Source organism: Micromonospora peucetia, from assembly GCF_900091625.1.
Taxonomy (GTDB): Bacteria; Actinomycetota; Actinomycetes; order Mycobacteriales; family Micromonosporaceae; genus Micromonospora; species Micromonospora peucetia.
Map to the genome: position 1 here is coordinate 1,042,007 of NZ_FMIC01000002.1, position 24,020 is coordinate 1,066,026.

The window sequence follows — 24,020 nt, forward strand, 5'->3', positions numbered from 1 at the left end:
GCACTCCTCGCGCTCACAGGACCTCCTCGGTGCCGGCCCGGCGCAGGTAGCCGAAGACCACCGCGAGGATCGCCGCCATCAGCAGGAACGACAGGGCCGCGCCCTGCGGGTAGTCCAACCGGACCAGGAACGCCGAGTCGATGACGTTGCCGATCATGTACTCGTTGGGGGTGCCGAGCAGTTCGGCGTTGATGTAGTCGCCGCTGGCCGGGATGAAGAACAGCAGCGTGCCGGCGACCAGGCCCGGCATGGACAGCGGCAGCGTGACCCTGCGGAACGCCCGCAACGGGCTGGCGTAGAGGTCGCCGGCCGCCTCCAGCAGCCGGGGGTCCAGCCGCTCCAGGCTCGCGTACAGCGGCAGCACCAGGAAGGGCAGGAAGTTGTACGTCAGGCCGAGCACCACCGCGACGGGGGTGGCCAGCAGCCGGCCGTCGGGGGCGAGCAGGTGCACGTCGCGCAGCAGCCCGACGAGCCAGCCGTTGTCCGACAGGATCGTCTTCCACGCCAGGGTGCGCACCAGGAAACTGGTGAACATCGGCGCGACCACGCAGACCAGCAGCAGGTTCTTCCACCGCCCGGCCTTCTGCGCGATGGCGTACGCCAGCGGGTAGCCCGCCAGCAGCGCCAGCACCAGCGCGGCCCCGGCGTAACCGAAGGACCGCACGAACTGCGGCCAGTACGCGGCGAGCGCGTCCGGGTAGTTGCCGAACGCCCAGGTCATCGCGTAGCCGGTGGCGAGCGAGCCGGCGGGGTCGTAGAGGCTGGCGGCGGCGAGCTGGAACAGCGGCACCGCGAAGAAGAGGAACAGCCAGGCCGCCGCGGGCAGCAGCAGGAGGTACGGCAGGAGGCGGTGCCGCCCGGGTCGGCGGGGTGGCGGTGCCGTCCGCCGGCCCGACCCGGTGGGCAGGTGCGCGAGGGCGCTCATGTCGCCGCCTCGCTGCGCTCACCGGCGTCACGAGCTACAGCCGCACAGCGCTGACCGGTTCGCTCGCTGCGCTCGTTCACGTCGCCGCCTCGTTGCGCTCGTTCACGAGGGTGTACCTACCGGCTCGTCGAGCACCGGCGTGGCCGGGTCGGGTTCGCGGGGTCCGCGGGCCAGCAGGAAGGCGTGCCGCGGGTCCCAGTACGCCACCGTCTCCGCGCCCACCGGCAGCGGACCGGTCGCGCCGCTGTTGGCCACGAAGGCGGACAGCTCGCCGCCCCAGTCGGTACGCAGCAGGTACTGGGTGCTCACCCCCACGTAGGAGGCGTCGGTGACCACCCCGGTGACGTGCTGGCATCCGGCGGGGACCTGGTCGGCGGAGTCGACCAGGTGCAGCTTCTCCGGGCGTACGCCCAGGTGGACCGGCCCCCGGTCGGCCCGGGCGCGGCCGGCGGGCACCGAGAAGCGACGGCCGTACGCCGACACCGCCACCTCGTCCCCGCCCGCGCCGGCCGCCTCCCCGGCGAGCAGGTTGGACTGGCCGAGGAAACTCGCCACGAACGCCGTGGCCGGGTATTCGTAGAGGTCGGCGGGGGCGCCGAGCTGCTCGATCCGCCCGGCGTTCATCACCGCGACGGTGTCGGCCATCGTCATGGCCTCCTCCTGGTCGTGGGTGACGTGCACGAACGTGATGCCGACCTCGGTCTGGATCCGCTTCAGTTCGAGCTGCATCCGCCGGCGCAGCTTCAGGTCCAGCGCGCCGAGCGGCTCGTCCAGCAGCAGCACCTGCGGCCGGTTGACCAGGGCGCGGGCCAGGGCGACCCGCTGCTGCTGCCCGCCGGAGAGCTGGGCGGGGCGACGGTGGCCGTAGTCGTCGAGTTGCACCAACGCGAGCATTCCCATGACCTCGTCGTCGACGGAGCGGATGCCCCGCCGACGCAGGCCGAACGCCACGTTCTCGAAGACGTTCAGGTGCGGGAAGAGCGCGTAACTCTGGAAGACCGTGTTCACCGGCCGCTTGTACGGGCGCAGCCGGGTGACGTCCCGGTCGCCGAGCAGCACCTGCCCGCCGGTCGGCTCCTCCAGGCCGGCGATCATTCGCAGGGTGGTGGTCTTGCCGCAGCCGGACGCGCCGAGCAGGGCGAAGAACGAGCCCTGCGGAACGGTCAGGCTGAGGTCGTCCACCGCGGTGACGGTGCCGAACCGCTTGGTGAGGTTGGCCAGCCGCAGGTCGCCGGCCGGGGTCTCGCGCCCCGCAGTCGTCCCACCCATCCCGCTCACGCCCCGATGACCTGCTGGAACTTGCCTTCGTACTCGCGTTCCTGCTTCTCGTCCAGCGCCATGAAGACCGTGGACTTCGCGAGGATGGCGTCGTCGGGGAAGACCAGCGGGTTGGCGGCCAACGCCGGATCGATCTTCTCCATCTCGGCCCTGGCACCCTGGACGGGGCAGATGTAGTTGACGAACGCGGCGAGCCGGGCGGCGACCGCCGGCTCGTAGTAGTAGTTGACGAGCTGTTCGGCGTTGCCCTTGTGGGTGGCCCGGTTCGGCACCACCACGTTGTCCGACCAGATCATCACCCCGGATTCGGGCACCACGAATTTGATCTTGTCGTCGTCGAAGCCGAGCTGGATGGCGTCGCCGGACCAGCCGATGCACGCGGCGATGTCGCCCTTGGCGAGGTCCGGCGCGTAGTCGTTGCCGGTGAACCGGCGGATCTGGCCGGAGTCGACGGCCTTCTTCAGCTTGTTGATGGCATCGTCGAACTGGGCGGCGGTGAAGTTCGCCGGGTCGTGGCCGTTGGACTGGAGCAGCAGGCCCATGGTGTCCCGCATCTCGGACAGCGCGGTCACCTTGCCCTTGAGGTCGGGGCGGGTGAGCAGTTCGTCGACCGTCCGGAGCTCCTTGGTCACCCTGCCGTTGTAGGCGAGGCCGGCCAGCCCGGTCTGCCACGGGATGGCGAGCTGGTTGTCCTTGTCGAAGGACCGGCCGCGCAGCGAGGGCAGCAGGTTGGCCTCGACGTTGGGCAGCTTCGACCTGTCCAGCTTCTGGATCCAGCCGAGGCGGATCATGCGCGCCGCCATCCAGTCGGTGAGGACCATGATGTCCCGCCCCGTCGACTGGCACCCCGCGAGCTGGTTCTGCACCTTGCCGAAGAACTCGTTGTTGTCGTTGACGTCCTCGGTGTAGGCGACCTTGATTCCGCTCTTCGCGACGAACGCGTCGAGGGTCGGCCGCTCTGACTCATCCTTGTCGTCCACGTCCATGTACTGCGGCCAGTTGGAGAATGTCAGCGTCTTCTCGGTGCCGGACAGGTCCTCGCTGACGCAGCCGGCCTCCGTCTGGGTGGCCGCCTTGGTGCCGCAGCCGGCCACCGAGCCGCCCGCGGCGAGCAGCGCGGCCGAGCCGAGGGTGCCGGTCAGCAGGCCACGCCGGGTGAGGGGCCGAAAGGGAGTTCGCATGTGACGACTCCTTGAGGTCATCGTCGGCGAGCGGGCGGGGGTGGCGCGCCGGCGGGAGGTCAGGTGCGGTGAACGACTGATCCTGACATGAGGAAACCTCTCTTACAAGGGATTCCGTTGCGTGAATAGCGATGTACGACGAAATACGCCAGACTGCGCGGTGGCACTAGGCTCAGCCGGGATTGAACATGGGGAGCGGTCTATGACGAACCGGCAGCACGACAACGGCAACGGCGGACGGCGGGTCACCGTACGCGGGGGTACCAACCACGTCCTGCTCGACGACGTGGCGAAGCAGATCATCGAACAGCTCCAGGAGGACGGCCGCCGCCCGTACGCGACCATCGGGAAGGCGGTCGGGCTCTCCGAGGCGGCGGTACGTCAGCGGGTGCAGCGACTGCTCGACGCCGGCGTGATGCAGATCGTCGCGGTGACCGACCCGCTCCAGCTCGGTTTCCCCCGCCAGGCCATGATCGGGCTACGCACCGACGGCGACCTGGAGGCCGTCGCCGACCGCCTCGCCGAGTTGGAGGAGGTCGACTACGTGGTGATCACCGCCGGCTCGTTCGACCTGCTGACCGAGGTGGTCTGCCGCAACGACGACCACCTGCTGGAGATCCTGCAACGGCTGCGGGCGGTCGACGGTGTGCTCTCCACCGAGGCGTTCGTCTACCTGAAGCTGCGCAAGCAGACATACACCTGGGGCACCGCCTGAGCGATGCGGCGCCAAGCTGAGCGATGCAGCCCCGAGCTGAGCGGTGCGGCACCCGGGGCGGCCGGCGTGGTCAGGCCCGCTGCCGCGCGGTCAGGCCCACGAACGCCCGCCAGGCGTCTGGGGCGAAGGTGAGCGTGCCACCGGCGCGGTCCTTGCTGTCCCGCACGAACACCTGACCGGGCAGGTTGTCGGCAACCTCGACGCAGTCGCCGCCGTTGTTGCTGCTGCGGGTCGCGGTGTGCCAGCGGGCGGCGGTCATGTCCATGTCGTCGCCACTTCCCTGATCAGCTCGATCGACCGGCGTCGCGGCAGCGCCTCGCCCGCGACGCTCTCCCATCTGGCGCCCAGGCTAGCAATGTCGGCACTCTCGGTCACCACCTGACCGCGTAATTGGTTGTCCACATAGGCCGTCTCGACGCCGTCGGGCAGCCGGATCAGGACGAACGGCCCGGCGAGCCCGGTGTGCCACGGCGCCTCGGCGGGAATAACCCGGACCTGCACGTGCTCCTGCGCGGCGACCGCCAGCAGGTGGGCCAACTGTCCGGCCATCACCGCCCGATCGCCGACCCGCCGGCGTAGCACCACCTCGTCGATCACGGCGACGAGCTGCGGCGGCGCGTCCCGGGCCAGGACCGACTGCCGGGCCAGCCGACCGCGCACGATCTCGTCGGCCTCCGCCGCCGGGAGCAGGCCGCCCGTCGCCAGCACCGCGCGGGCGTACCCCTCGGTCTGGAGCAGGCCCGGCACGAGCAGCGGCTGGTAGGACCGGATTGAGATGGCGTCCTGCTCCAACTCGGCCCAGGGGCGGAACCACGGCAGGTCGCGGCGGCGGAACGGCTCGGGCCACAGCTCAGCGGCATCCCGGCCGAGGACCTCGGCGACGGCCAGCCGGGTCCTGGGGTGCGGGATCCGGCCCGCCGTCAGCCAGCGGCCCGCCGTCTTCGGGTCGACGTCCACCTTCTCCGCCAACGACTCGGCCGTCTCGCCCTTCTCGGCCATCGCCACCCGCAGCGCCTCGTTCACATCCAACCTCCCGCCGACATCACACTCCGGCGCACGATAGCCACGCATCGTGTCCACACCTGCCGCCTGCCGGCGTGTCGGCCAGGACCTGTTTCGAGCACTTCAGCTCGCGCCACGAGCGCCCCAAAAAGGCCCCACCCGCGTCCACACCCAGCCCTATCGACGCCACTCCGGCCGAGCCCGGAGCGGCACCCCCTCCCTCTCCCCGCAACCTCCCCCCTCCTCCCCCTCCTCCCTCCCCTCCTCCCCGTGCCCTCCCCGCGCCCTCCCCCTCCCTGCTCGGCGATCTTGCACTTTCGGTCCACCTTTTGCAGCACTACGCGAAGAATGCCGGGGCTGAAAGTGCAAGATCGCCGAGGAAGTCGCGCGGGGCGAGCGTCGGCTCCTGCCGGATGGGCGCATGGATGGGGCAGCTCGACAGCGTTCGCCCGACTAGGCCGTTGGAGTCGGCGCAGGCGCGATCGGCTGTACGGAATCCGTTGCTTTCAGGAGCAATGTTGACTGATTCCGTCGCCAGATCGCCCACTGGCGATCGATCTCACTTGCGCCCATTCAACGGGCTGTGGGATAACCAAGGGCAGAGCGGCCGATGTCACCCCTGACCGGCCCGAGACCCGATGGGGCTGACATGGCCGACGCCACCGACCACCTCTGGATGCACTTCACCCGGATGGCGAGCTACTCCGCCGGAGAGGTGCCGACCATCGTGCGCGGCGAGGGCGCGTATGTCTGGGACGCCCGGGGCCGGCGCTACCTGGACGGGCTCGCCGGGCTCTTCGTCGTCAACGCCGGCCACGGACGCGCCGAGCTGGCCGAGGCCGCCGCCAAGCAGGCGGGCGAGCTGGCCTACTTCCCCCTCTGGTCGTACGCCCACCCGAAGGCGATCGAGCTGGCCGAGCGGATCGCCGCGCTCGCCCCCGGCGACCTGAACCGGGTCTTCTTCACCACCGGCGGCTCGGAGGCCGTCGAGGCGGCGTGGAAGCTGGCCCGGGCCTACTTCAAGCGCACCGGCAAGCCGAACAAGCACAAGGTGATCAGCCGTTTCCTCGCCTACCACGGCACCTCGATGGGCGCGTTGTCGATCACCGGGCTGCCCGGCATCAAGAGCGACTTCGAGCCGCTGGTGCCCGGCGCCGTCAAGGTGCCGAACACCAACTTCTACCGCGCTCCTGAGCACGGCGACTCCCCCGAGGCGTTCGGCCGCTGGGCCGCCGACGAGATCGGCCGGGCGATCGAGCGGGAGGGGCCGGACACCGTCGCCGCCGTGTTCCTGGAGCCGGTGCAGAACTCCGGCGGCTGCTTCCCGCCGCCGCCCGGCTACTTCGAGCGGGTCCGCGAGATCTGCGACGCGTACGACGTGCTGCTCGTCTCCGACGAGGTGATCTGCTCGTGGGGCCGGCTGGGTGAATACTTCGGCGCCGTCCGGTACGGCTACCAGCCGGACGTCATCACCACCGCCAAGGGCATCACCTCCGGCTACGCGCCGCTCGGCGCGATGATCGCCAGCGACCGGCTGATGGAGCCGTTCCTCACCGAGACCGGCATGTTCGCCCACGGGGTGACGTTCGGCGGGCACCCGGTCTCCTGCGCGGTGGCGCTGGCCAACCTGGAGGTCTTCGCCCGGGAGGACCTGACCGGGCACGTCCGGGCCAACGAGGCGGCGTTCCGCGCCACCCTGGAGAAGCTGCACGACCTGCCGATCGTCGGCGACGTACGCGGCGACGGCTACTTCTACGGCATCGAACTGGTCAAGGACAAGACCACCCGGGCGACCTTCGACGAGGCCGAGTCCGAACGGCTGCTGCGCGGCTTCCTGTCCACGGCGCTGTTCTCCGCCGGGCTCTACTGCCGGGCCGACGACCGGGGCGACCCCGTCGTGCAGCTCGCCCCGCCGCTGATCGCCGGGCAGGAGCAGTTCGACGAGATCGAGCAGATTCTGCGCGGCGTGCTCACCGAGGCCTGGTCACGCCTGTAGACCCCGGCCGGCGCGACGGGTCAGTGGTTCGGGGGGATGACGCGGAGGTGCCCTCGGCGACCCGTCTGTGGGGTCGAGTTGGGAGTCTCTTTGCCCTCCGGCGGGCGGGGAGCCACCGGGCGGGCGGCCTCGCGGACGGCCTCGGCGAGGGCGACCAGGTCGTCGGTGGTGGGCGGCGGGGGCTCGAACTCGCCCTCGTGCCGGACCACGTCCCAACCGCGCGGCGCCGTCAGGCTCCGGGCGTGCGGCTCACAGAGGTCGTACGTGTGCGGCTCGGCGAATGCCGCCAGGGGGCCGACCACCGCTGTCGACTCGTTGTAGACATAGGTCAACGTGGCGACCGCTTGCCGGGGGCAGCCGTTACGGGAGCAGCGCCGTGGTGACCTCACGGCGGCAGGGTATCCCCATTACCGGGTCCGGCGCACTGGTTCGCGTTGCGACACGCCCGTCGCGGTGATCACAATTCGGCCGGCGTGGCCGCGCCGCGCCGCGCCGGTGGCGCTGCCACCGGCCAGGTCGGTGCGGGCGCTAACCTTTCCTCATGACAAGCCCGGAACACCGCCGCCCCGGCCCCGGCCGGCGCGCCCACCGCGACCGGCACGGGCGCGGTCTGCGCGGGCGGCTGGTGCCGGCGACGGTCCCGTTGGCGCGTACGAAGGCGGAGATCTTCGACGACCTGGTGCTGGACACGGTCGAGACCCTCGAACGGCGGTTCGCCAAGGAGTTGGCCGGGGTCGAGTTCGCGGTGGAGGACGTCCCACCGGACCTCAACGTCTACGACTCCGACGTGCTGGAGGACGGCGAGGTGCCGCTCGCCCGGCTGCTGCCCGGTCGGCCCGGCCGGCAGGAGGTTCCCCCGCGGATCGTGCTCTACCGCCGGCCGTTGGAGTTCCGTGCGATGGACCGCGAGGACCTCGCGGATCTCGTGCACGACGTGATCATCGAACAGGTGGCCAATCTGCTCGGGGTTGACCCCGACGAGTTGGCCTGAACCGTCGCGCCTGAGCCGGGCGGCCCCCACCGCCCCGGCCCGGGCAACGCTCAGGCGGCCCGCCGCTTGAGCTTGCGCCGCTCCCGTTCCGAGAGCCCACCCCAGATCCCGAACCGCTCGTCGTGGCCGAGAGCGTATTCGAGGCATTCCGTCTTCACCTCGCAGCGCGAGCAGATCCGCTTCGCCTCGCGGGTCGAGCCGCCCTTCTCGGGAAAGAACGCCTCCGGGTCGGTCTGGGAGCAGAGCGCCCGCTCCTGCCACTCCGGCGCGTTTCCGAGCAGGTCGGCCACCTCAAGCTGGCCGTCCATCAGATGCCTCCTTGTCGCGCACCGGCGTCATCGCCGCTGCAACCCCCCACGCGGAAGGCGTGCTTGTCCGTACGGTCCTGTTTTGTTGCGTTCCGTGCGAACAACCCCATTCAAATTACACGCGTGTAATGCGTGCGCCGTCAAGCCGAACTTGATAATGGAGTCGCCCTCCCGACAAACACTCCGGACGGCCACCCGGCCACCCGGCCCTCGCAACCTGCCCTATCGATTCAGACCCCGGCCGAGTAACGCCCTCTCCGGCGAGTTGCCCGAGTTTTCTCCCGTGGCGCTTCCCCGTCGACCCGGGCGGGCGGGTCTACGGAGGCCCGGGAAAGTCACCCACCACGATCCGTTGATCTTGGTGGGGCACAGGTTAACCCGAGTTGGCGCGGACCGCCCGTCAAGCCGGGAACGTCGATGCCGCTCCGCCCACGATGTGGACGGGACGCGGCGACGGACCGACATCCCCCGGGTCGTGGACAGCCGCCGACGCGCTGCTGGACCGGACGAATCCGACCGTCTGTCCACTCCCGACAGAAATCCCGCCGTACGACACCCGATCGTCCCACCCAGCGGTACGTCACTCGGCGGGCGGCGCCGCTAGGGTCGAGGGCTGCCGTACGCGGTCGTACGCCTGCGGGCCGGCCGTCCGGCCGCCGACGCGATGGCGATCAACTGCTCCTCCGTACGCGCCGAGCCGTTGCCGGAACCAGCCATCCGGGAGATCGTCTCCTCCATCAGCGTGCCGCCCAGGTCGTTGCAGCCGCCCCGGAGCATCGCCGCCGTACCCTCGTCGCCGAGCTTCACCCACGAGCACTGGATGTTGTCGATCCGGCCGTGCAGCAGCAGCCGGGCCATCGCGTGCACCACCCGGTTCTCCCGCCACGTCGGCCCCGGTCGGGCGATGCCGGCCAGGTAGATCGGCGCGTTCGTGTGCACGAACGGCAGCGCCACGAACTCGGTGAACCCACCGGTACGGTCCTGCAACCCGGCCAGCACCCGGAAGTGCGCGAGCCACTGCCCGGGATGGTCGACGTGGCCGTACATCATCGTGGAGCTGGACCGGATGCCCAGCTCGTGGGCCGTGCCGACCACGTCGACCCAGGCGGCGGCCGGCAGCTTGCCCTTGGTGAGCACCCACCGCACGTCGTCGTCGAGGATCTCCGCGGCGGTGCCCGGGATGGTGTCCAGCCCGGCCTCGCGCAGCCCGGTCAGCCACTCCCGCACGGACACGCCGGCCTTGGCGGCGGCGGTGACGATCTCCATCGGCGAGAACGCGTGCACGTGCATCCCCGGCACCCGCGCCTTGATGCCCCGGACCAGGTCGGCGTAGACGGTCACCGGCAGCTTCGGGTCGATCCCGCCCTGGAGGCACACCTCGCTGGCGCCGGCCGCCCACGCCTCCTCGGCCCGGTCGGCGACCTGCTCCACCGAGAGCCGGTACGCGTCGGCGTCCCGCTCCCGCTGCGCGAACGCGCAGAACCGGCAGCCGACATAGCAGACGTTACTGAAGTTGATGTTGCGGTTGACCACGTACGTCACGTCGTCGCCGACCGCCGCCCGGCGGACGTCGTCGGCCAGCCGGCACAGCTCGTCGAGGGCGGGCCCGTCGGCGCCGAACAGCGCCAGCGCCGCCGCCTCGTGCCCCGGGTCGAGCAGCGCGGCCGGGTCGTCGGCCGCCAACCGCAGCCCGGCCCGCAGGTCGTGGTCGGTCCCTACCCCGCCACCTGAAGTGACCTTGCCCGCCACCTCGGACCAGTCGCCGTAGACGTGGTCGAAGTCGCCGCGCCGGTCGCCGGTCCGCCCGGTGGTGTCGATGGTGGCGTGCAGGTCGGTCCGGCCGCCGTACGTCTCGTCGGGCTCCTGCCAGGGGCGGCCCACCGGCCGGGCCTCCTCGACGGCCAGCCCCGTCGCCGGGTCGGCCAGCGCGCCGACGTGCGGCAGCAGGCGCGGGTCCAGCCACGGGTCGCCGGCCCGTACGTACTCGGGGTAGATCGTCAGCCGCTCGCGCAGGGTGAAGCCGGATTTCTCCGTGTGCCGGGCCAGCTCGTCGATCTGCGGCCAGGGGCGCTCCGGGTTGACGTGGTCCGGGGTCAGCGGGGAGACCCCACCCCAGTCGTCGATGCCGGCGCGCAGCAGCAGGTCGTACTCGCCCGCGATGAGGTTCGGCGGGGCCTGGATCCGGGCCTTCGGCCCGAGCAGCACCCGGGCCACCGCCACCGTGGCGGCCAGGTCGCGCAGCTCGGCGTCGGGCATCCCGCGCATCGCCGTGTCCGGCTTCGCGCGGAAGTTCTGCACGATCACCTCCTGGAGGTGGCCGTACTCGCGGTGCGCCCGGCGGATCGCGAAGATCGCGTCGACCCGCTCGGCGGGGGTCTCGCCGATGCCGATCAGAATTCCGGTGGTGAACGGCACGCCGACCCGGCCCGCGTCTTCGAGCACCCGCAACCGGACCGCCGGCTCCTTGTCCGGCGAGCCGAAGTGCGGGCCGCCCGGCTCCGACCAGAGCCGCGTCGCCGTGGTCTCCAGCATCATCCCCATGCTGGGCGCGACGGGCTTGAGCCGCTGCAACTCCGACCAGGACAACACGCCCGGGTTCAGGTGCGGCAGCAGCCCCGTCTCCTCCAGCACCGCCACCGCGCAGGCGCGCAGGTAGTCCAGGGTGGAGTCGTAGCCGCGCTCGTCCAGCCACTGCCGGGCCGCCGGCCAGCGTTCCTCCGGCCGGTCACCGAGCGTGAACAGCGCCTCCTTGCAGCCCTGGGCGGCTCCCGCCCGGGCGATGGCGAGGACCTCGTCCCGGTCGAGGAAGGCCGCCGGCAGCCGGTGCGGCACGGTGGCGAAGGTGCAGTAGTGGCACCGGTCCCGGCAGAGCCGGGTCAGCGGGATGAAAACCTTCTTCGAGTACGTGACCACGCCCGGCCGCCCGGCCTCACGCAGCCCGGCGTCGCGGACGCCACCCGCCACGTCGAGCAGCCCGTCGAGCGTCTCGCCCCGGGCGGCCAGCAGCGCGACGGCCTCGTCGACGTCGAGGGCCCGCCCGCTCGCGGCCCGGTGCAGCGCCCGCCGCACGCTCGCGTCGGTCGGGCCGGGCCCGGTGCGATCAACCATCCGCCCAGCCTAAGCGCCCTGCATCCCGGCCCGCCCACCCGGCCCGCGCCATAAACGAGCGCACCCCACCCACCGCCCCACCCACCGCCCGGACGCAATGCCGAGAGGCCGACCGAAACCCGTACCCCGCGCCGCTGCACAGGCATCCCCGGCCCAGGGAATGCCGTCTGCGCAGGCATCCCCGCCCCGCCGGTGATCAAGAAGTTTTCGCCCTGGCAGGCGCTTCCTGCCGACCAGAACCTCTTGATCACCGCACCCGAGAGACGGGGTGGGACGGCGAGCGCCCCGCACGGTGACGTGCGGGGCGCTCGGGTGTGGGCCGTTGGCCCGGTCAGCGTGGGGCGTCGGGGGTGTCGCCGGGGTTGATCCGCTGGGTACGGTCGGTCTCGTCGGCGGCGGGACGCGGAATCGCCTGGGTGGGCTCGGTGAGCTCGGCGGACTGGCGCGGGATCGCCTGGGTGGGGTCGGCCGAGGGCGGCTGGCCGAACGGCGGGACACCCTGCGGCTGGCCGAACGGGGGCGCCGATTGCGGGGCCTGGCCGAACGGCGGCGCGGACTGCGGGGCGGGCGCGGCCGGGGGTGCCGACTGCGGGGCCTGGCCGAACTGCGGAGCCGGGCTGAACTGCGGAGCGGTCTGCGCCTCCGACGCCGGCGGAGGCGCGGACTGCGGGGCCTGGCCGAACGGCGGGGCGGACTGCGGCGTCGGGCTGAACTGCGAGCCCGGCTGCGGGCCGCCGGCGAACGGCGCGGCCTGCTGACCGTATGGGGCTCCGTAGGGGCCCGGCGCCTGCCAACCGCCCTGCTGACCCGGGACCTGCTGACCGGGCACCTGCTGACCGGGGACCTGCTGGCCCGGCGCCGGGTAGCCGCCCTGCTGCTGGGGCCAGCCCGGCTGCGGCTGGCCGTACACGCCGGGCTGGGGCTTCGGCTTCGGCACGTAGTAGAGCGTGCGCCAGATCTTGAACACGACGTACGCGGCGACCGCGAACAGCGCCAGCCAGGCCACCCGGCTGAGCAGGCCCAGGAAGGCGTCGAGGATCTCGCCGTCGGCCAGCCGGGTGACCGTCCAGAAGAGGAAGGTCAGCCCGCCGAAGAGCGCACTGACGGCGTACTCGCCCAGGGCGACCTGGGTGATCAGCTTCGCCTTCGGCACCGGGGGCTTCACGTGCGTGGCGAGCAGCACGGCCAGCAGCGGCAGGAACACCGACTCCACGCCGACGAAGGCGTAGAAGGCGCTGCCCGCCCGACCCCCGAATGTGCTGTACTCGGTCGGCGTCGCCAGCCGGATCAGGCCGACGAAGAGGAACACGGCGTTCGCGCCGAGCAGCGCGAACGCGGCGAGTTCACGCAACGGCTTGGTCAGCTGGCTGGCCTGCGTCGCGTCGGTGGACGCGGGCTCGGCGGGGCTGGTCACGGGTTCCCCCTCGGGGCGAATGCGGACAGTTGCCGACGTGAGCCTAGTCTCCCGGCCCACAGTCGGACCGGAGGCGGCCCGTACGCGAGGATGGTCGCATGCGCATCGTGGTTCTGACGGGCGGCATCGGGGGCGCTCGTTTCCTGGTCGGCGTCCGGGCGTACGCCCGCGAGGTCGGCGCCGAGGTGACCGCCGTGGTCAACGTCGGCGACGATCTGCTCCTGCACGGGCTGAAGGTCTGCCCCGACCTGGACAGCGTGATGTATACGCTGGGTGGCGGCGCCGATCCCGAACGTGGCTGGGGACGGATCGGCGAGAGCTGGACGGTCAAGGAGGAACTGGCCGCGTACGGCGCCGAGCCGACCTGGTTCGGGCTCGGCGACAAGGACATCGCCACCCACCTGGTGCGGACCACGATGGTCAACGCCGGCTACCCGCTGCACGCGGTCACCGAGGCGCTCGCCACCCGCTGGCAGCCCGGCGTACGCCTGCTGCCGGCAACCGACGACCGGCTGGAGACCCACGTGGTGGTGAGCGGGCCGGCGACCGCGGGTGACTCCGGCGCGGACGGGCCCGACGGCGGGCAGCGGGCGATCCACTTCCAGGAGTGGTGGGTACGCCACCGCGGCGACCTCCCCACCCACCGGTTCGTCTTCGTCGGCGCGGAGACCGCCAGGCCGGCGCCCGGCGTCGTCGAGGCCATCGCCGCGGCCGACGTGGTGCTGATCGCGCCGAGCAACCCGGTGGTGAGCATCGCCCCGATCCTGGCCGTGCCCGGGCTGCGCGAGGCGGTCGCCGGCGGCCCCGCCCGGGTGGTCGGCGTGTCGCCGATCATCGGCGGCGCACCGGTGCGCGGCATGGCCGACCGTTGCCTGGCCGTGCTGGGCGTGGAGTGCAGCGCGGCCGGCGTGGGCCGGCTCTACGGCGGCCGGTCGGCCGGCGGGCTGCTCGACGGCTGGCTGGTCGCCGAGGAGGACGCCGGCACCGTGGTGCCGGAGCTGACGGTCCGCGCGGCGCCGCTGCGGATGACCGACGAGGCGGCGACGGCGGCCATGGTCCGTGCCGCGCTGGAGCTGACGTGAGGCTGGAGATCCTGCCGGTGCCGGGCATCGGCCACGTGTCCGAGGGCGACGACCTGGCGGCCCTGATCGCCACCGCCGCGCCCTGGCTGCGTGACGGCGACGTGCTGGTGGTGACCAGCAAGATCGTCTCGAAGGCGGAGGGCCGTCTGGTCGACGTTCCGGCGGACGGGCCGGAGCGGATCGTCGCGCGCAACGAGGTCCTGGCCGCCGAGACGGCGCGGGTGGTGGCCGCCCGGGGCGAGACCCGGATCGTGCAGACCCACCACGGCTTCGTGATGGCCTCGGCCGGCATCGACGCCTCGAACGTCGACAAGACCCGGCTGGTGCTGCTCCCCGAGGATCCGGACGCCTCAGCCCGGGCACTGCGCGCCGCCCTGCGCGAGCGCCACGGCGTGGACGTCGCGGTGATCGTCAGCGACACGATGGGCCGGCCCTGGCGCAACGGGCTCACCGACGTGGCGCTCGGCGTCGCCGGGATGGACGCGATCCGCGACCACCGGGGCGAGGTCGACCCGTACGGCAACGAGCTCCAGCTCACCCAGATGGCGGTCGTGGACGAGCTGGCCGGCGCGGGCGAACTGATCAAGGGCAAGTGCGACCAGATGCCGGTCGCGGTGGTGCGCGGCTACCTCACCGCACTTCGGCCGGACGACGGCGTCGGCGCGTCGGCGCTGGTCCGGGACGCCACGATGGACCTCTTCTCGCTGGGCACCGCCGAGGCGAAGGCCGCCGGACTGGCCGCCGCCGCCACCCTGCCGGACGGCCCCAACCCGACCCCGCCCGACCCGGAGGCCGTACGCCGGGCGATCGGCACGATCGCGAACGTGGTCGCACCCGGCACGTCCTTCAGCCTGGTCGCCGACGAGGAGGTACGCGCGGGGCTGACCGCCCGGGTGCCCGGCTGGCCGGTGGCGGCGACGACCCTGGTGCTCGGCTCCCCCGCCACCCCCGCCGGCCCGGCCGACCTGGTCCGTTTCGGCGCCGACCTGCAACGCCTCCGCACCGCCCTGGCAGCCGAGGGCGTCACCTCCCTGCTTCTTCCCCCGCCCCCCGGCACCACCGCCAGCGCCGCCCTGGCCCTGTAACACCGCCGAGGCACGAACGCCCCGCCCCCGGCTCCCCACCCTCCGCCCCCGGCCCCGGACCCGCCCTCCACCCCCGGCCCTGCCCTCCAGCTCCCCGCTCCCAGCTCCCCGCCCTCCAGCTCCCGCTCTCCGCTCTCCGCTCTCCGCTCTCCGCTCTCCGCTCTCCGCTCTCCGCTCTCCGCTCCCGGCTCCCGGCTCCCGGCTCCCCGCTCGATCGTTTGACGGTGGACCGGGGTAGCGGGGCTTCCTTGGCCGGTTGCCGATCAACTGATCATGGTTGCCCCGCAGACCGCCCCGAGGCCGCTCGCAGACCGCGCCCCCGTGCGCCGGGCTCCGGAATCCGAGGCGCTGGCCTCCATCCACGCCCACGCCGTCGGTGCCCCGGGGCAGCCTGCGGAGCAGCCGCCCGGCACCGCAAGGTGAGACGCCGGCACCGCACGGTGAGACGCCGGCACCGCACGGTGAGACGCCGGCCAGACGCCGGCCAGACGCCGGCCAGCAGGACACCGATGACACCCAGCGAGACATCGACACCTCATCAGGCGCGGGCGCGCTCAGGAGTTGAGCATCGCCCGTCCCAACGGGGTCAGGGTGTGCAGGACGGTGTTGCGGTCGCGCTGGCTGACCAGGAGGCCGGCGTTGCGCAGCACGGTGGTGTGCTGGCTGGCGGCGGCTGCCGAGATGTTCAGCCGGCGGGCCACCTCGCCGGTGGTGCAGCCGTCGTGGCTGGCCACCAGCACCGCGGCCCGGGTCCGACCGAGCAGCGCGGCCAGCGCCTCCCGCCCGGGATCCGGCGCCCCGGCGCCCTCACCGGGGGCCGGCAGCAGGCCGCCGAGCCGGTCCACCGGATAGACCAGGACCGGGGGCAGCGCCGGGTCGAGCAGGGCCACCGGGGTGGCCGCGCAGAAGAACGACGGCACCAGCAGCAGCCCGCGCCCGTCCAGGTGCAGCTCCCGGCTGTGCGGGTAGTCGCGGATCTCCAACACCCCGGACTCCCAGCGCATGGCGGGTCGCAGGCTGGCCAGCAGCCCCTCCACCCCGCCGTCGAGCAGGGCCCGGGCCCGCCGGGCCCGGTCGGCCTCCACCGCCGCCTGGATCCGGGTCCAGTACGGGTCGATGGCCAGGCCGCGGTAACGCTCCATCGCGTCGGTCAGGCCGCGCAGCGTGTCCGCCTCCCCCCGGGCCAGCGGCACGGCGCCGGCGGGCAGGGAACTGTCGGCGGCGAGCAGCGCCAGGTCGCGGTGCAGCAGCGCCACCGGGGTGCTGCGGACCGCCTCCATGCCGGCCTCGAACCCCGACATGCTCTCGTACGGGGTGAGGAAGTCGGGGAAGTAACCGCGGGGCGGGTTGAGCGTCAGGAGGAGCCGCAGCCCCACCGAGCCGCTGCCCTCGCGCAGCCCGCGGGTCACACTGTGCCGCCAGCCCGCCAGCAGTGGATCCCGGCCGCGGCCGGGCAGCAGGTGCAGGCTGAGGACCAGTTCCCACACCGGGTCTGCCGCCGGAGCCACCCTGGTCCGGAGGATGTCCTCGGCGGAAAAGTAGATCTTGAGCATGGACCGCTCCCGCGTCGCCCGGCAGAGGGGACACCTGGCAACCGTTTGCACTGTACCTGGCCGGCAATTATCTCCGTCTTTAAGCGTGGGCTGAAAAACCTCGACGCCCCTGGCGCCGTTCGGCATGCTTCCACTACCCGCGCACGAGGGTTGGCGCGTCACCGACGCGTCCGGAACCCGGCGCCAGGGGGGCGGGGAATGACCCGGCGACCGGGCGGCACCACGAGGGTCTGCGGCCAAGCTCCGCGGAGGTGCCGCCCGGTCGTCGGTCCACCCGCCGGTCAGCCGATCCAGAGCGCCACCCGATGGTCCTCGTCGGTGACATAGAAGCTCTGCCCGTCCCACTCGGCCACACCCTCCACATGGTGGAACGGCGCCAGGTCGGCCACCAGTTCGCCGGGGACCAGGTGCCCGTCGCCGGGCGGGGAGAACCGGACGTGTCGGGAGGTGACCTCGCCGCCGGCCGGATGGTCGTCGAGCAGCACCGAGCCCTTGCCCAGTGCGTCGATCGACCCGATGATCGCCGCGTAGCCGCCGTCGTCCGTGGGCGTGATCGCCCGGAAGCCGGCCAGCACGCCCGGCGGGGTCACCCCGGTCAGGACGTACGCCCCCGACGCCTGCGGCCAACTCGGCGCGGGGTCGAACATGCCCGGCACACCGGTCAGCTCGACCAGGATCGGCTCACCGTCGGCGGTGACCGGGAACCGCAGTCCGAGCAGGACGGTGCAGGTCGGCGTGAAGGTCGCCGCCTCCACGTTCAACGGCAGGTCGTCGGCGACGAGCCGGCTGACCCAGCCCTTCGACCGGGCGGTGCCCCGGGCGACCGTCTCCCCGATGAACCGGGACCGCACCCTCTCGCCCGGCGGCAGCGGCGTGAACGCCGCCTTGAGCAGGGCGTCGTTGACCGCCCGGTGCAGCCGGAACCGGTTACGCACCACCCGCACCGGCAGCGGGCCCGCCGCCGCGTCGTCCTCGCGGAACCGGGCCACGAAGGCGCGGCGCGGGCGCAGCGGCCCCGCCTTCGAGCCGAAGTGCGATCCGAAGACGTACACCCAGCCGTCGTGGTGGGCGAGCGCCTCGCTGTCCTCCGTGCGGCCGTTCTCCACCCCGGCGTCGGCGGCCACGTGGTGGGCGACCCAACGGTCGTCGTCCAGTTCCAGCAGCAGGGCCAGGCAGTGCTCCACCGGCCCCTCGTCCAGCACCGTCCAGAAACCGCGCCGGGCACCGTGCGCCCGCAGCAGCGGCACGGAACGCACCGGCAGCAGGTCGCTGGCCTCGTTGCCGGCCACGACGAACTCCAACAGTCGCAGGGTCACCGGGCCAGGGTACGAATCGTCGGCTCGTACAGTGTCGACATGGCCGACTCCCCCACCGCCGCCGCTTCCCGACGGTCGCCGGACGCCGAGGTGTACGCGGCGCTGCACGCCGACGCCGTCGTGACCCTGAGCCGGTGGGAGCCGACCGGCCCGGCCGCGGCCGACGCCCGGGACCGCACCGTGGCGCTGCTGGCCGCCGGGCCGGTGGCGATGAGCCGGGCACACCGGCCCGGGCACGTCACAGCGAGCGCGTTGGTGCTCGACGCCACCGGATCACGGGTGTTGCTCTGCCTGCACGGCAAGTTCCGGCGGTGGGTGCAGCTCGGCGGGCACTGCGAGCCGGTCGACCGGACCCTGGCCGCCGCCGCCCTGCGCGAGGCGGGCGAGGAGTCCGGCATCGCCGGCCTGCGGATCGACCCGGTGCCGATCGACGTCGACATCCACCCGGTGAGCTGCCAGGGCGGCTCGTTGCACCACGACGTCCGCTTCGCCGTCCTCGCCCCGCCCGGCGCGGTGGAACGGGTCAGCGAGGAATCCGAGGCGCTGGGCTGGTTCCCGCCGGACCGGCTGCCGCAGCCGCTGGCCGGCGGGACGGCGCACCTGGTCGCTCCGGCCCTGGCGACGCTCAGACGAGCCCCTCTTCGCCCCGTTCCTTGAGTTCGTCGACGACCTTCTTGACGTCCTGCGCCCGACTGCGCGGGCAGACCAGCAGCGCGTCCGGGGTGTCGACGATGATCAGGTCGTGTACGCCGACGGCGGCCACCAGCCGCCCCGAGTGCGGCACCACCACCAACCCGCCGCTGTCGCGCAGCAACACGCCCGGCTTGGCGTCGGCGCCGAGCACCACGTTGCCGTCCGCGTCGGCGGGCAGCACCTCACCCAGGGTGTGGAAGTCGCCGATGTCGTTCCACCCGAAGTCGCCCGGCACCGTCGCCACCCGGCCGGCGGTCGCCGCGCCCTCCATCACCGCGTAGTCGACGGAGATCTTCGGCAGCGTCGGCCAGACCGTGCCGAGCACGTCGTCCTGCCCGTCGGTGCCCCACGCCCCGGCGATCGCGACGATCCCGGCGTGCAGGGCGGGCTGCTGACGGGCCAGCTCGGCGAGGAACACGTCGACCCGCCAGACGAACATGCTGGCGTTCCAGAGGTGCCGCCCGGAGCGGAGGTACGCCTCGGCCACCTCGGCGCTCGGCTTCTCCTTGAACTCGGCCACCGGTCGCAGCGGCCCCCCGTCGACCGGGTCGCCGGTCTGGAGATAGCCGTAGCCGGTCTCGGCCCGGGTCGGGGTGATCCCGACCGTCATCAGCAGGCCCTGCTCGGCGCCGCGTACCGCCTCCCCGACGACCTCCCGCCAGCGCTGCGGGTCGCCGATCAGGTGGTCGGCGGCGAAGGAGCCCATCACCGCCTCCGGGTCGCGCCGCGCGATGACCGCGGCAGCCAGGGCGATCGCCGCGCACGAGTCCCGGGGCGAGGGCTCGACCAGGATGTTCTCCTCCGGCAGCCCGGCGAGCTGGCGGGCCACCGCCGTCACGTGGGCGGTCCCCGTGACCACCAGGGTGCGCTCGGCGGTGGCCAACGGGCCCAGCCGGTCCACCGTCGCCTGGAGCAGCGAGGCGGCGGAGCCGGTCAGCGGGTGGAGGAACTTGGGATGGCCGGCACGGGACAGCGGCCACAACCTCGTGCCACTACCACCCGCCGGGATGACGGCGTAAATCACCCGCACATCATGCCCGATTCGCCTGCCCGAGGACGCATTCTCGCGTCGCCGGCCCTCGGCGGTCAGGACCGGGCCCGGCTCCAGGCCGCGATGTGCACCTCGGCGCTGGACTCCCAGGTGAACTCCTTGGCCCGGTCGAAACCGGCCTTGGCCAGCGACAACCGCCGCTGCTCGTCGTCGAGCAGCGCGGCCAGGTCGGCGGCGATCTGGTCGGGCGCCTCACTGGTGTACGCGACCGCGTCGCCGCCCACCTCCGGCAGCGACAGCCGGGGCGTGGTGAGCACCGGTGCGGCGCACGCCATCGCCTCCAGGATCGGCAGGCCGAAACCCTCCCCGTAGGACGGATAGGCGGCCACCAGCGCCCCGCCGAGGAAACCGGGCAGGTCCGCGTAGCGCAGATAGCCCGGACGGAGCAGCCGCAGGTGCGACGGGACCTCCGCCACCGCGCGGTCGATGTCGTCGTCGTGCCCCTGGCCGCCGGCGATCACCAGGGCCGGCGGATCCGCCCGGTCGGTCACCGCGCGGGCCCAGCCGCGGATCAGGTTCGGCACGTTCTTGCGCGGCTCCTTGGCCCCCAGGAAGGCCACGTAGTTGGTGCCGCCGAGCCCCAGCCGGGCCCGGACCCGGGCCTTCTCCTCGTCGCTGGGCGCGTGGAAGGCGGTGTGGTCGACGCCGTGGTAGGCGACGTCGATCCGGGTGGGGTCGGCGTCGAGCAGCCGGATCAGCTCGTCCCGGGTGGCCTTGCTCGGCACGATCACCCGGTCGGCGCGGCGCAGGGACGTCTTGATCGCGCTGCGGAAGAAGGTGCGCCGCGACTTGTCGTAGTGTTCCGGCTCGGTGAAGAACGTCGCGTCGTGCACGGTCACCGTGACCGGGCAGCCGGCCCGCAGCGGGCAGGTGTAGAAGGGCGAGTGCAGCACCTGCGCGCCCACCTGCTGGGCCAGCAGCGGCAGGCCGGTCTGCTCCCAGGCCAACCGGGCGGGGCGGTGCGCGACGGCGGCCGGGGCGGGGATGATCTCCGCGCCGGGCAACATCCGGGTGTAGCGCTCCAGGTCGGTGCGGAGGCTGACGACGGCCAGCTCCACCCCCGACCCGCACACCTTGCCGAGGGCGCCGAGCAGGCCGTCGACGTATCGACCGACGCCCCCACGGTCGGCGGGGACGCTCGTGGCGTCGATGAGCACGCGGGGCGGGCGACCGGCGGTCACGGGGCGACTCCTTGCACTGACGGGCCTGTGGGGAACAACACTCCGGGCAAGCCTACGCCGGAGCCCGGCGCGGACGCTGACTGCGACCCGACGGTACGCCGACTTGTCGTTGTCATCGAGTACGGCCGCTGGGGCGTATCGTTCGCGCCGATGGCCGACAACATTGCCCGGGTCTTCGCCGACGCGATCGCGACCGATCCGACCCGACCGCTGCTGACCTGGTACGACGACGCCACGGGCGAACGGACCGAACTCTCCGGTGCGACACTGGCGAACTGGGTGGCCAAGACGGCCAACCTGCTCGTCGACGAGGTGGCCGTGGGTTCCGGTGACGTCGCCGGCGTACTGCTACCCCCGCACTGGCAGAGCGCCGCGGTGCTGCTCGGCTGCTGGTCGGCCGGGCTGACCGTGACCGACACGCCGGGCGACGTGGACGTGCTCTTCGTCGCCACGGCACGGGTCGCCGAGGCGGAAGCCTGGTCGGCGGGCGAGCGGTACGTCCTCGCGCTGGACCCGTTCGCCCTGCCGATGCGCCAGGTGCCGACCGGCTTCGCCGACTACGTGTCGGAGGTACGCGCACACGGCGACCACTTCAGCCCGTACGCGAAGGGTGGCCCGGGCGACGCGGAACTGCTGGCCCGCGCGAGCGCCCGCGCGACGGAGTTGGGCATCACGCCCGGCGACCGGCTCCTGATCGACACAGCCAGGTACCCCGACCCGGTCGACTGGCTGCTCGCCCCCCTGACGACCAGGTCCACCACGGTCCTCTGCGCCAACCTCGACCCGACGACCCTCCCCACCCGCACCACCACGGAGAGAGTCACCCACCCCCTAACCTGACCCACCCCTACCTCCCCGCCCCCGCAGGTCCCCTCCCCGCGCCCGCCGCCCACCCGTCTCGCCGATCTTGCAGTTTGCGCCCTCGATACAGGCGGTTCACCCCTTATGCCAGGGCACAAAGTGCAAGATCGCCGCGCGGAGGGGGCGGGGTGGGGCGGGGTGGGATGGGGTGGGGATGGGGTGGGGATGGGCGGGGGTGGGGATGAGCGGGGGTGGGTGGGGTTATGGGCGGGGGGTGCGGTGTTGGGCGAGGGTGGCGAAGGCCGTGAGGGACTCCGGGTTGGCCAGGGCGCCCCTGGCCGCCGCCGCGTCGACCGGAGTGCCCGTGAGGATCTTCTTCACCGGGACCTCCAGCTTCTTTGCCGACAGGGTGCGCGGGACGGCCCGGACCTGGTGGATCTCGTCCGGGACGTGCCGGGGCGACAACGCGGTACGCAACTCGCGGCAGATCTTCTTCCGCATCGCGTCGTCCAGCTCCAGCCCCTCGGCGAGCACCACGAACAACAGCAGCTCCCCGGCGCCGCCCTCGTCGTCCTCCAGGTGCACCACCACCGAGTCGACGACCTCGTCGAGCCCTTCGACCACTGAATAGAACTCGGCGGTGCCGAGCCGCACACCGCCCCGGTTGAGGGTGGCGTCGGAACGGCCCGTGATCACGCAGCCACCCCGGTCGTTGATGGTGATCCAGTCGCCGTGCCGCCAGACGCCCGGATAGAGGTCGAAGTACGCCTCCCGGTAGCGGGTGCCGTCCACGTCGTTCCAGAAGCCCACCGGCATGCTCGGCATCGGCTCGGTGATCACCAGCTCGCCCAGCTCGCCGATGACCGGGGTGCCGTTGGCCGAACGGGCCTCCACCTTGGCGCCGAGCGCCCGGCAGGTGATCTCCCCGGCGTGCACCGCCAGCAGCGGCACCCCGCCCACGAAACCGGTGCAGACGTCCGTGCCGCCGGAGAGGGACTGGAGCTGGAGGTCTTCGCCGACCGTCTCGTACACCCAGGTGAAGCCCTCGGCGGGCAGCGGCGCGCCGGTCGAGCCGACCCCGCGCAGCGCGGACAGGTCGGCGGTCTCCTTCGGCACCAGCCCGGACTTGCGACAGGCCAGCAGGAACGGGGCGGACGTGCCGAGGTAGGTCGTGCCGGTCTCCTCGGCCAGCCGCCACAGCGCACCCAGGTCGGGGTGGCCCGGATTGCCGTCGAAGAGCACGATCGCCGCGCCCACCGCCGGCCCGGAGACCAGGAAGTTCCACATCATCCAGCCGGTGGTGGTGAACCAGAAGAACCGGTCCGCCGGGCCCAGGTCGTGGTGCAGGGCCAGCATCTTCAGGTGCTCCAGCAGGATGCCGCCGTGGCCGTGCACGATCGGCTTCGGCAGCCCGGTGGTGCCGGAGGAGTAGAGCACGTAGAGCGGATGGTCGAAGGCGACCGGGGTGAAGGTCAACGGCTCGTCGGTGGGCGCCGCCAGCTCCGTCCAGGAGATCGCGCCCTCCGGCGGCGGCCCGGCCGGGTCGAGGTAGGCGATGCTGACGGTGTGCTCCAGCGACGGCAGGGCGGCCCGGATCGCGGCCACCTCGCCGCGCCGGTCCACCGGCTTCTCGCCGTAGCGGTAGCCGTCCACCGAGACCAGCACCTTCGGTTCGATCTGCTGCCAGCGGTCGGTGACGCTGCGGGTGCCGAACTCCGGCGCGCAGGAGGAGAAGATCGCGCCGAGGCTGCTGGTGGCGAGCAGCAGCACGTACGTCTCGGGGATGTTGGGCGCGTAGGCGGCAACCCGGTCACCGGCGGTGACGCCCAGCCGGCGCAGCCCGGCGGTCACCCGGCGGACCTGCTCGCGCAGCCCGGCGGCGGTCAGGGTCACCGGCGCCCGGGTCTGGCCGTGCGCGATCACCACCGGGTCGTCGTCGGCCCGGCCCGGCATCCGCAGCACGTTCTCGGCGTAGTTGAGGGTGGCGCCGGGGAACCACCGCGCGCCAGGCATCCCCCGGTCGGTCAGGGTGGCGGTCGGCGGGGTGTGCGCGACGACCTCGAAGTGGTCCCAGACCGACCGCCAGAACGCGTCCAGGTCCGTGACCGACCAGCGCCACAGCTCGTCGTAGTCGGCGAACTCCAGCCCCCGGTGCTCACGCAGCCAACGCAGGTAGCTCCCGATCCGGGACCGCTCGCGTACGTCCGCCGGCGGCGTCCACAGCACGTCACCCACTGCTCCACCCTCCCCTGGCCCCGCACGACACTGTGAAGTGGGCCGTGGCGCCATCTTGCCTTACCTCAGAGCGCCATTCTCCGCACCCGACCCCCGTCGGCGCAC

The 24,020-nt window shown here is 72.6% G+C and carries 21 protein-coding genes; 7 read left to right on the forward strand and 14 right to left on the reverse strand.

Annotated features, from left to right (window positions below):
• Window positions 1-13: 13 nt before the first annotated feature.
• The 3 genes from GA0070608_RS04925 to GA0070608_RS04935 form a co-directional block, all read right to left on the reverse strand.
• A complete protein-coding gene (locus GA0070608_RS04925) occupies window positions 14-925 on the reverse strand; it encodes an ABC transporter permease (RefSeq protein WP_091622395.1) in 912 nt (303 codons plus the stop codon).
• A gap of 102 nt (window positions 926-1,027) precedes the next feature.
• Entirely contained in the window at window positions 1,028-2,194 is a 1,167-nt protein-coding gene (locus GA0070608_RS04930; RefSeq protein ID WP_091622399.1) for an ABC transporter ATP-binding protein, read from the reverse strand.
• Window positions 2,195-2,199: 5 nt separating this feature from the next.
• Window positions 2,200-3,384, reverse strand: a complete 1,185-nt coding sequence (locus GA0070608_RS04935) for a polyamine ABC transporter substrate-binding protein (protein WP_091622402.1) — start codon at window positions 3,382-3,384, stop codon at window positions 2,200-2,202.
• Between the two features lie 202 nt (window positions 3,385-3,586).
• On the opposite strand from GA0070608_RS04935, the gene GA0070608_RS04940 reads away from it, so the two are divergent.
• Complete coding sequence (locus GA0070608_RS04940; protein ID WP_091622405.1) at window positions 3,587-4,099, forward strand: Lrp/AsnC family transcriptional regulator; 513 nt, start codon at window positions 3,587-3,589, stop codon at window positions 4,097-4,099.
• Between the two features lie 70 nt (window positions 4,100-4,169).
• Here the strand turns inward: GA0070608_RS04940 and GA0070608_RS04945 are convergent, their stop codons facing one another.
• Both GA0070608_RS04945 and GA0070608_RS04950 read right to left on the reverse strand, forming a co-directional pair.
• Window positions 4,170-4,364, reverse strand: a complete 195-nt coding sequence (locus GA0070608_RS04945; RefSeq protein WP_091622408.1) for a DUF397 domain-containing protein — start codon at window positions 4,362-4,364, stop codon at window positions 4,170-4,172.
• The gene (locus tag GA0070608_RS04950) at window positions 4,355-5,122 is read right to left on the reverse strand and encodes a helix-turn-helix domain-containing protein (protein ID WP_091622413.1); all 768 of its coding nucleotides are present in this window, start codon (window positions 5,120-5,122) and stop codon (window positions 4,355-4,357) included. Before GA0070608_RS04950 ends, GA0070608_RS04945 begins: the two co-directional genes overlap by 10 nt.
• 628 nt (window positions 5,123-5,750) lie before the next feature.
• On the opposite strand from GA0070608_RS04950, the gene GA0070608_RS04955 reads away from it, so the two are divergent.
• Window positions 5,751-7,097, forward strand: a complete 1,347-nt coding sequence (locus GA0070608_RS04955) for an aspartate aminotransferase family protein (RefSeq protein ID WP_091622418.1) — start codon at window positions 5,751-5,753, stop codon at window positions 7,095-7,097.
• A gap of 20 nt (window positions 7,098-7,117) precedes the next feature.
• On the opposite strand, the gene GA0070608_RS04960 is transcribed toward GA0070608_RS04955, so the two are convergent.
• Complete coding sequence (locus tag GA0070608_RS04960; protein WP_091622421.1) at window positions 7,118-7,486, reverse strand: DUF3499 domain-containing protein; 369 nt, start codon at window positions 7,484-7,486, stop codon at window positions 7,118-7,120.
• A gap of 152 nt (window positions 7,487-7,638) precedes the next feature.
• Between GA0070608_RS04960 and GA0070608_RS04965 the strand changes: the two genes are divergently transcribed.
• Window positions 7,639-8,088: a metallopeptidase family protein gene (locus GA0070608_RS04965; protein WP_089001916.1), complete on the forward strand. Its 450-nt coding sequence runs from the start codon at window positions 7,639-7,641 to the stop codon at window positions 8,086-8,088.
• Window positions 8,089-8,138: 50 nt separating this feature from the next.
• On the opposite strand, the gene GA0070608_RS04970 is transcribed toward GA0070608_RS04965, so the two are convergent.
• The 3 genes from GA0070608_RS04970 to GA0070608_RS04980 form a co-directional block, all read right to left on the reverse strand.
• Entirely contained in the window at window positions 8,139-8,396 is a 258-nt protein-coding gene (locus GA0070608_RS04970; RefSeq protein WP_007455784.1) for a WhiB family transcriptional regulator, read from the reverse strand.
• Between the two features lie 600 nt (window positions 8,397-8,996).
• Window positions 8,997-11,504 (reverse strand): bifunctional FO biosynthesis protein CofGH, encoded by a 2,508-nt coding sequence (locus GA0070608_RS04975; RefSeq protein WP_091622425.1) that lies wholly within the window; start codon window positions 11,502-11,504, stop codon window positions 8,997-8,999.
• 331 nt (window positions 11,505-11,835) lie between these two features.
• Window positions 11,836-12,918 (reverse strand): hypothetical protein, encoded by a 1,083-nt coding sequence (locus tag GA0070608_RS04980; protein ID WP_091622428.1) that lies wholly within the window; start codon window positions 12,916-12,918, stop codon window positions 11,836-11,838.
• Between the two features lie 98 nt (window positions 12,919-13,016).
• On the opposite strand from GA0070608_RS04980, the gene cofD reads away from it, so the two are divergent.
• Window positions 13,017-14,000, forward strand: a complete 984-nt coding sequence (gene cofD, locus GA0070608_RS04985) for a 2-phospho-L-lactate transferase (RefSeq protein ID WP_091622432.1) — start codon at window positions 13,017-13,019, stop codon at window positions 13,998-14,000.
• Entirely contained in the window at window positions 13,997-15,085 is a 1,089-nt protein-coding gene (locus GA0070608_RS04990) for a coenzyme F420-0:L-glutamate ligase (protein WP_091622437.1), read from the forward strand. The genes cofD and GA0070608_RS04990 overlap by 4 nt, the downstream gene beginning before the upstream one ends.
• A 554-nt stretch (window positions 15,086-15,639) precedes the next feature.
• Here GA0070608_RS04990 and GA0070608_RS04995 read toward each other — a convergent pair.
• Window positions 15,640-16,638: a winged helix-turn-helix domain-containing protein gene (locus GA0070608_RS04995; RefSeq protein ID WP_091622441.1), complete on the reverse strand. Its 999-nt coding sequence runs from the start codon at window positions 16,636-16,638 to the stop codon at window positions 15,640-15,642.
• A gap of 281 nt (window positions 16,639-16,919) precedes the next feature.
• On the reverse strand, window positions 16,920-17,954 hold the full coding sequence (locus GA0070608_RS05000; protein ID WP_091622446.1) for a hypothetical protein: 1,035 nt from the start codon (window positions 17,952-17,954) through the stop codon (window positions 16,920-16,922).
• 39 nt (window positions 17,955-17,993) lie between these two features.
• On the opposite strand from GA0070608_RS05000, the gene GA0070608_RS05005 reads away from it, so the two are divergent.
• Window positions 17,994-18,611 (forward strand): NUDIX hydrolase, encoded by a 618-nt coding sequence (locus GA0070608_RS05005; protein WP_091622451.1) that lies wholly within the window; start codon window positions 17,994-17,996, stop codon window positions 18,609-18,611.
• Here GA0070608_RS05005 and GA0070608_RS05010 read toward each other — a convergent pair.
• Both GA0070608_RS05010 and GA0070608_RS05015 read right to left on the reverse strand, forming a co-directional pair.
• The gene (locus GA0070608_RS05010) at window positions 18,580-19,671 is read right to left on the reverse strand and encodes a mannose-1-phosphate guanylyltransferase (RefSeq protein WP_091622454.1); all 1,092 of its coding nucleotides are present in this window, start codon (window positions 19,669-19,671) and stop codon (window positions 18,580-18,582) included. The two genes, GA0070608_RS05005 and GA0070608_RS05010, sit on opposite strands and share 32 nt — an antisense overlap.
• Before the next feature lie 62 nt (window positions 19,672-19,733).
• Window positions 19,734-20,879: a glycosyltransferase family 4 protein gene (locus GA0070608_RS05015; RefSeq protein WP_091622457.1), complete on the reverse strand. Its 1,146-nt coding sequence runs from the start codon at window positions 20,877-20,879 to the stop codon at window positions 19,734-19,736.
• A 150-nt stretch (window positions 20,880-21,029) separates the two neighbouring features.
• Here GA0070608_RS05015 and GA0070608_RS05020 point away from each other — a divergent pair, with 150 nt between their 5' ends.
• Complete coding sequence (locus GA0070608_RS05020) at window positions 21,030-21,719, forward strand: TIGR03089 family protein (RefSeq protein ID WP_091622460.1); 690 nt, start codon at window positions 21,030-21,032, stop codon at window positions 21,717-21,719.
• 222 nt (window positions 21,720-21,941) lie between these two features.
• Here GA0070608_RS05020 and GA0070608_RS05025 read toward each other — a convergent pair whose 3' ends face one another.
• Window positions 21,942-23,915: an acetoacetate--CoA ligase gene (locus tag GA0070608_RS05025; protein ID WP_091622464.1), complete on the reverse strand. Its 1,974-nt coding sequence runs from the start codon at window positions 23,913-23,915 to the stop codon at window positions 21,942-21,944.
• Window positions 23,916-24,020: the final 105 nt, after the last annotated feature.

Coding starts and splice junctions, on each gene's coding strand:
- GA0070608_RS04995 (WP_091622441.1), bottom strand. CDS start 16,638: ATGCTCAAGATCTACTTTTCCGCCGAGGACATCCTCCGGACCAGGGTG.
- GA0070608_RS04955 (WP_091622418.1), top strand. CDS start 5,751: ATGGCCGACGCCACCGACCACCTCTGGATGCACTTCACCCGGATGGCG.
- GA0070608_RS04945 (WP_091622408.1), bottom strand. CDS start 4,364: ATGGACATGACCGCCGCCCGCTGGCACACCGCGACCCGCAGCAGCAAC.
- GA0070608_RS04930 (WP_091622399.1), bottom strand. CDS start 2,194: ATGGGTGGGACGACTGCGGGGCGCGAGACCCCGGCCGGCGACCTGCGG.
- cofD (WP_091622432.1), top strand. CDS start 13,017: ATGCGCATCGTGGTTCTGACGGGCGGCATCGGGGGCGCTCGTTTCCTG.
- GA0070608_RS04965 (WP_089001916.1), top strand. CDS start 7,639: ATGACAAGCCCGGAACACCGCCGCCCCGGCCCCGGCCGGCGCGCCCAC.
- GA0070608_RS04940 (WP_091622405.1), top strand. CDS start 3,587: ATGACGAACCGGCAGCACGACAACGGCAACGGCGGACGGCGGGTCACC.
- GA0070608_RS04935 (WP_091622402.1), bottom strand. CDS start 3,384: ATGCGAACTCCCTTTCGGCCCCTCACCCGGCGTGGCCTGCTGACCGGC.
- GA0070608_RS05005 (WP_091622451.1), top strand. CDS start 17,994: ATGGCCGACTCCCCCACCGCCGCCGCTTCCCGACGGTCGCCGGACGCC.
- GA0070608_RS05020 (WP_091622460.1), top strand. CDS start 21,030: ATGGCCGACAACATTGCCCGGGTCTTCGCCGACGCGATCGCGACCGAT.
- GA0070608_RS04970 (WP_007455784.1), bottom strand. CDS start 8,396: ATGGACGGCCAGCTTGAGGTGGCCGACCTGCTCGGAAACGCGCCGGAG.
- GA0070608_RS04975 (WP_091622425.1), bottom strand. CDS start 11,504: ATGGTTGATCGCACCGGGCCCGGCCCGACCGACGCGAGCGTGCGGCGG.
- GA0070608_RS04925 (WP_091622395.1), bottom strand. CDS start 925: ATGAGCGCCCTCGCGCACCTGCCCACCGGGTCGGGCCGGCGGACGGCA.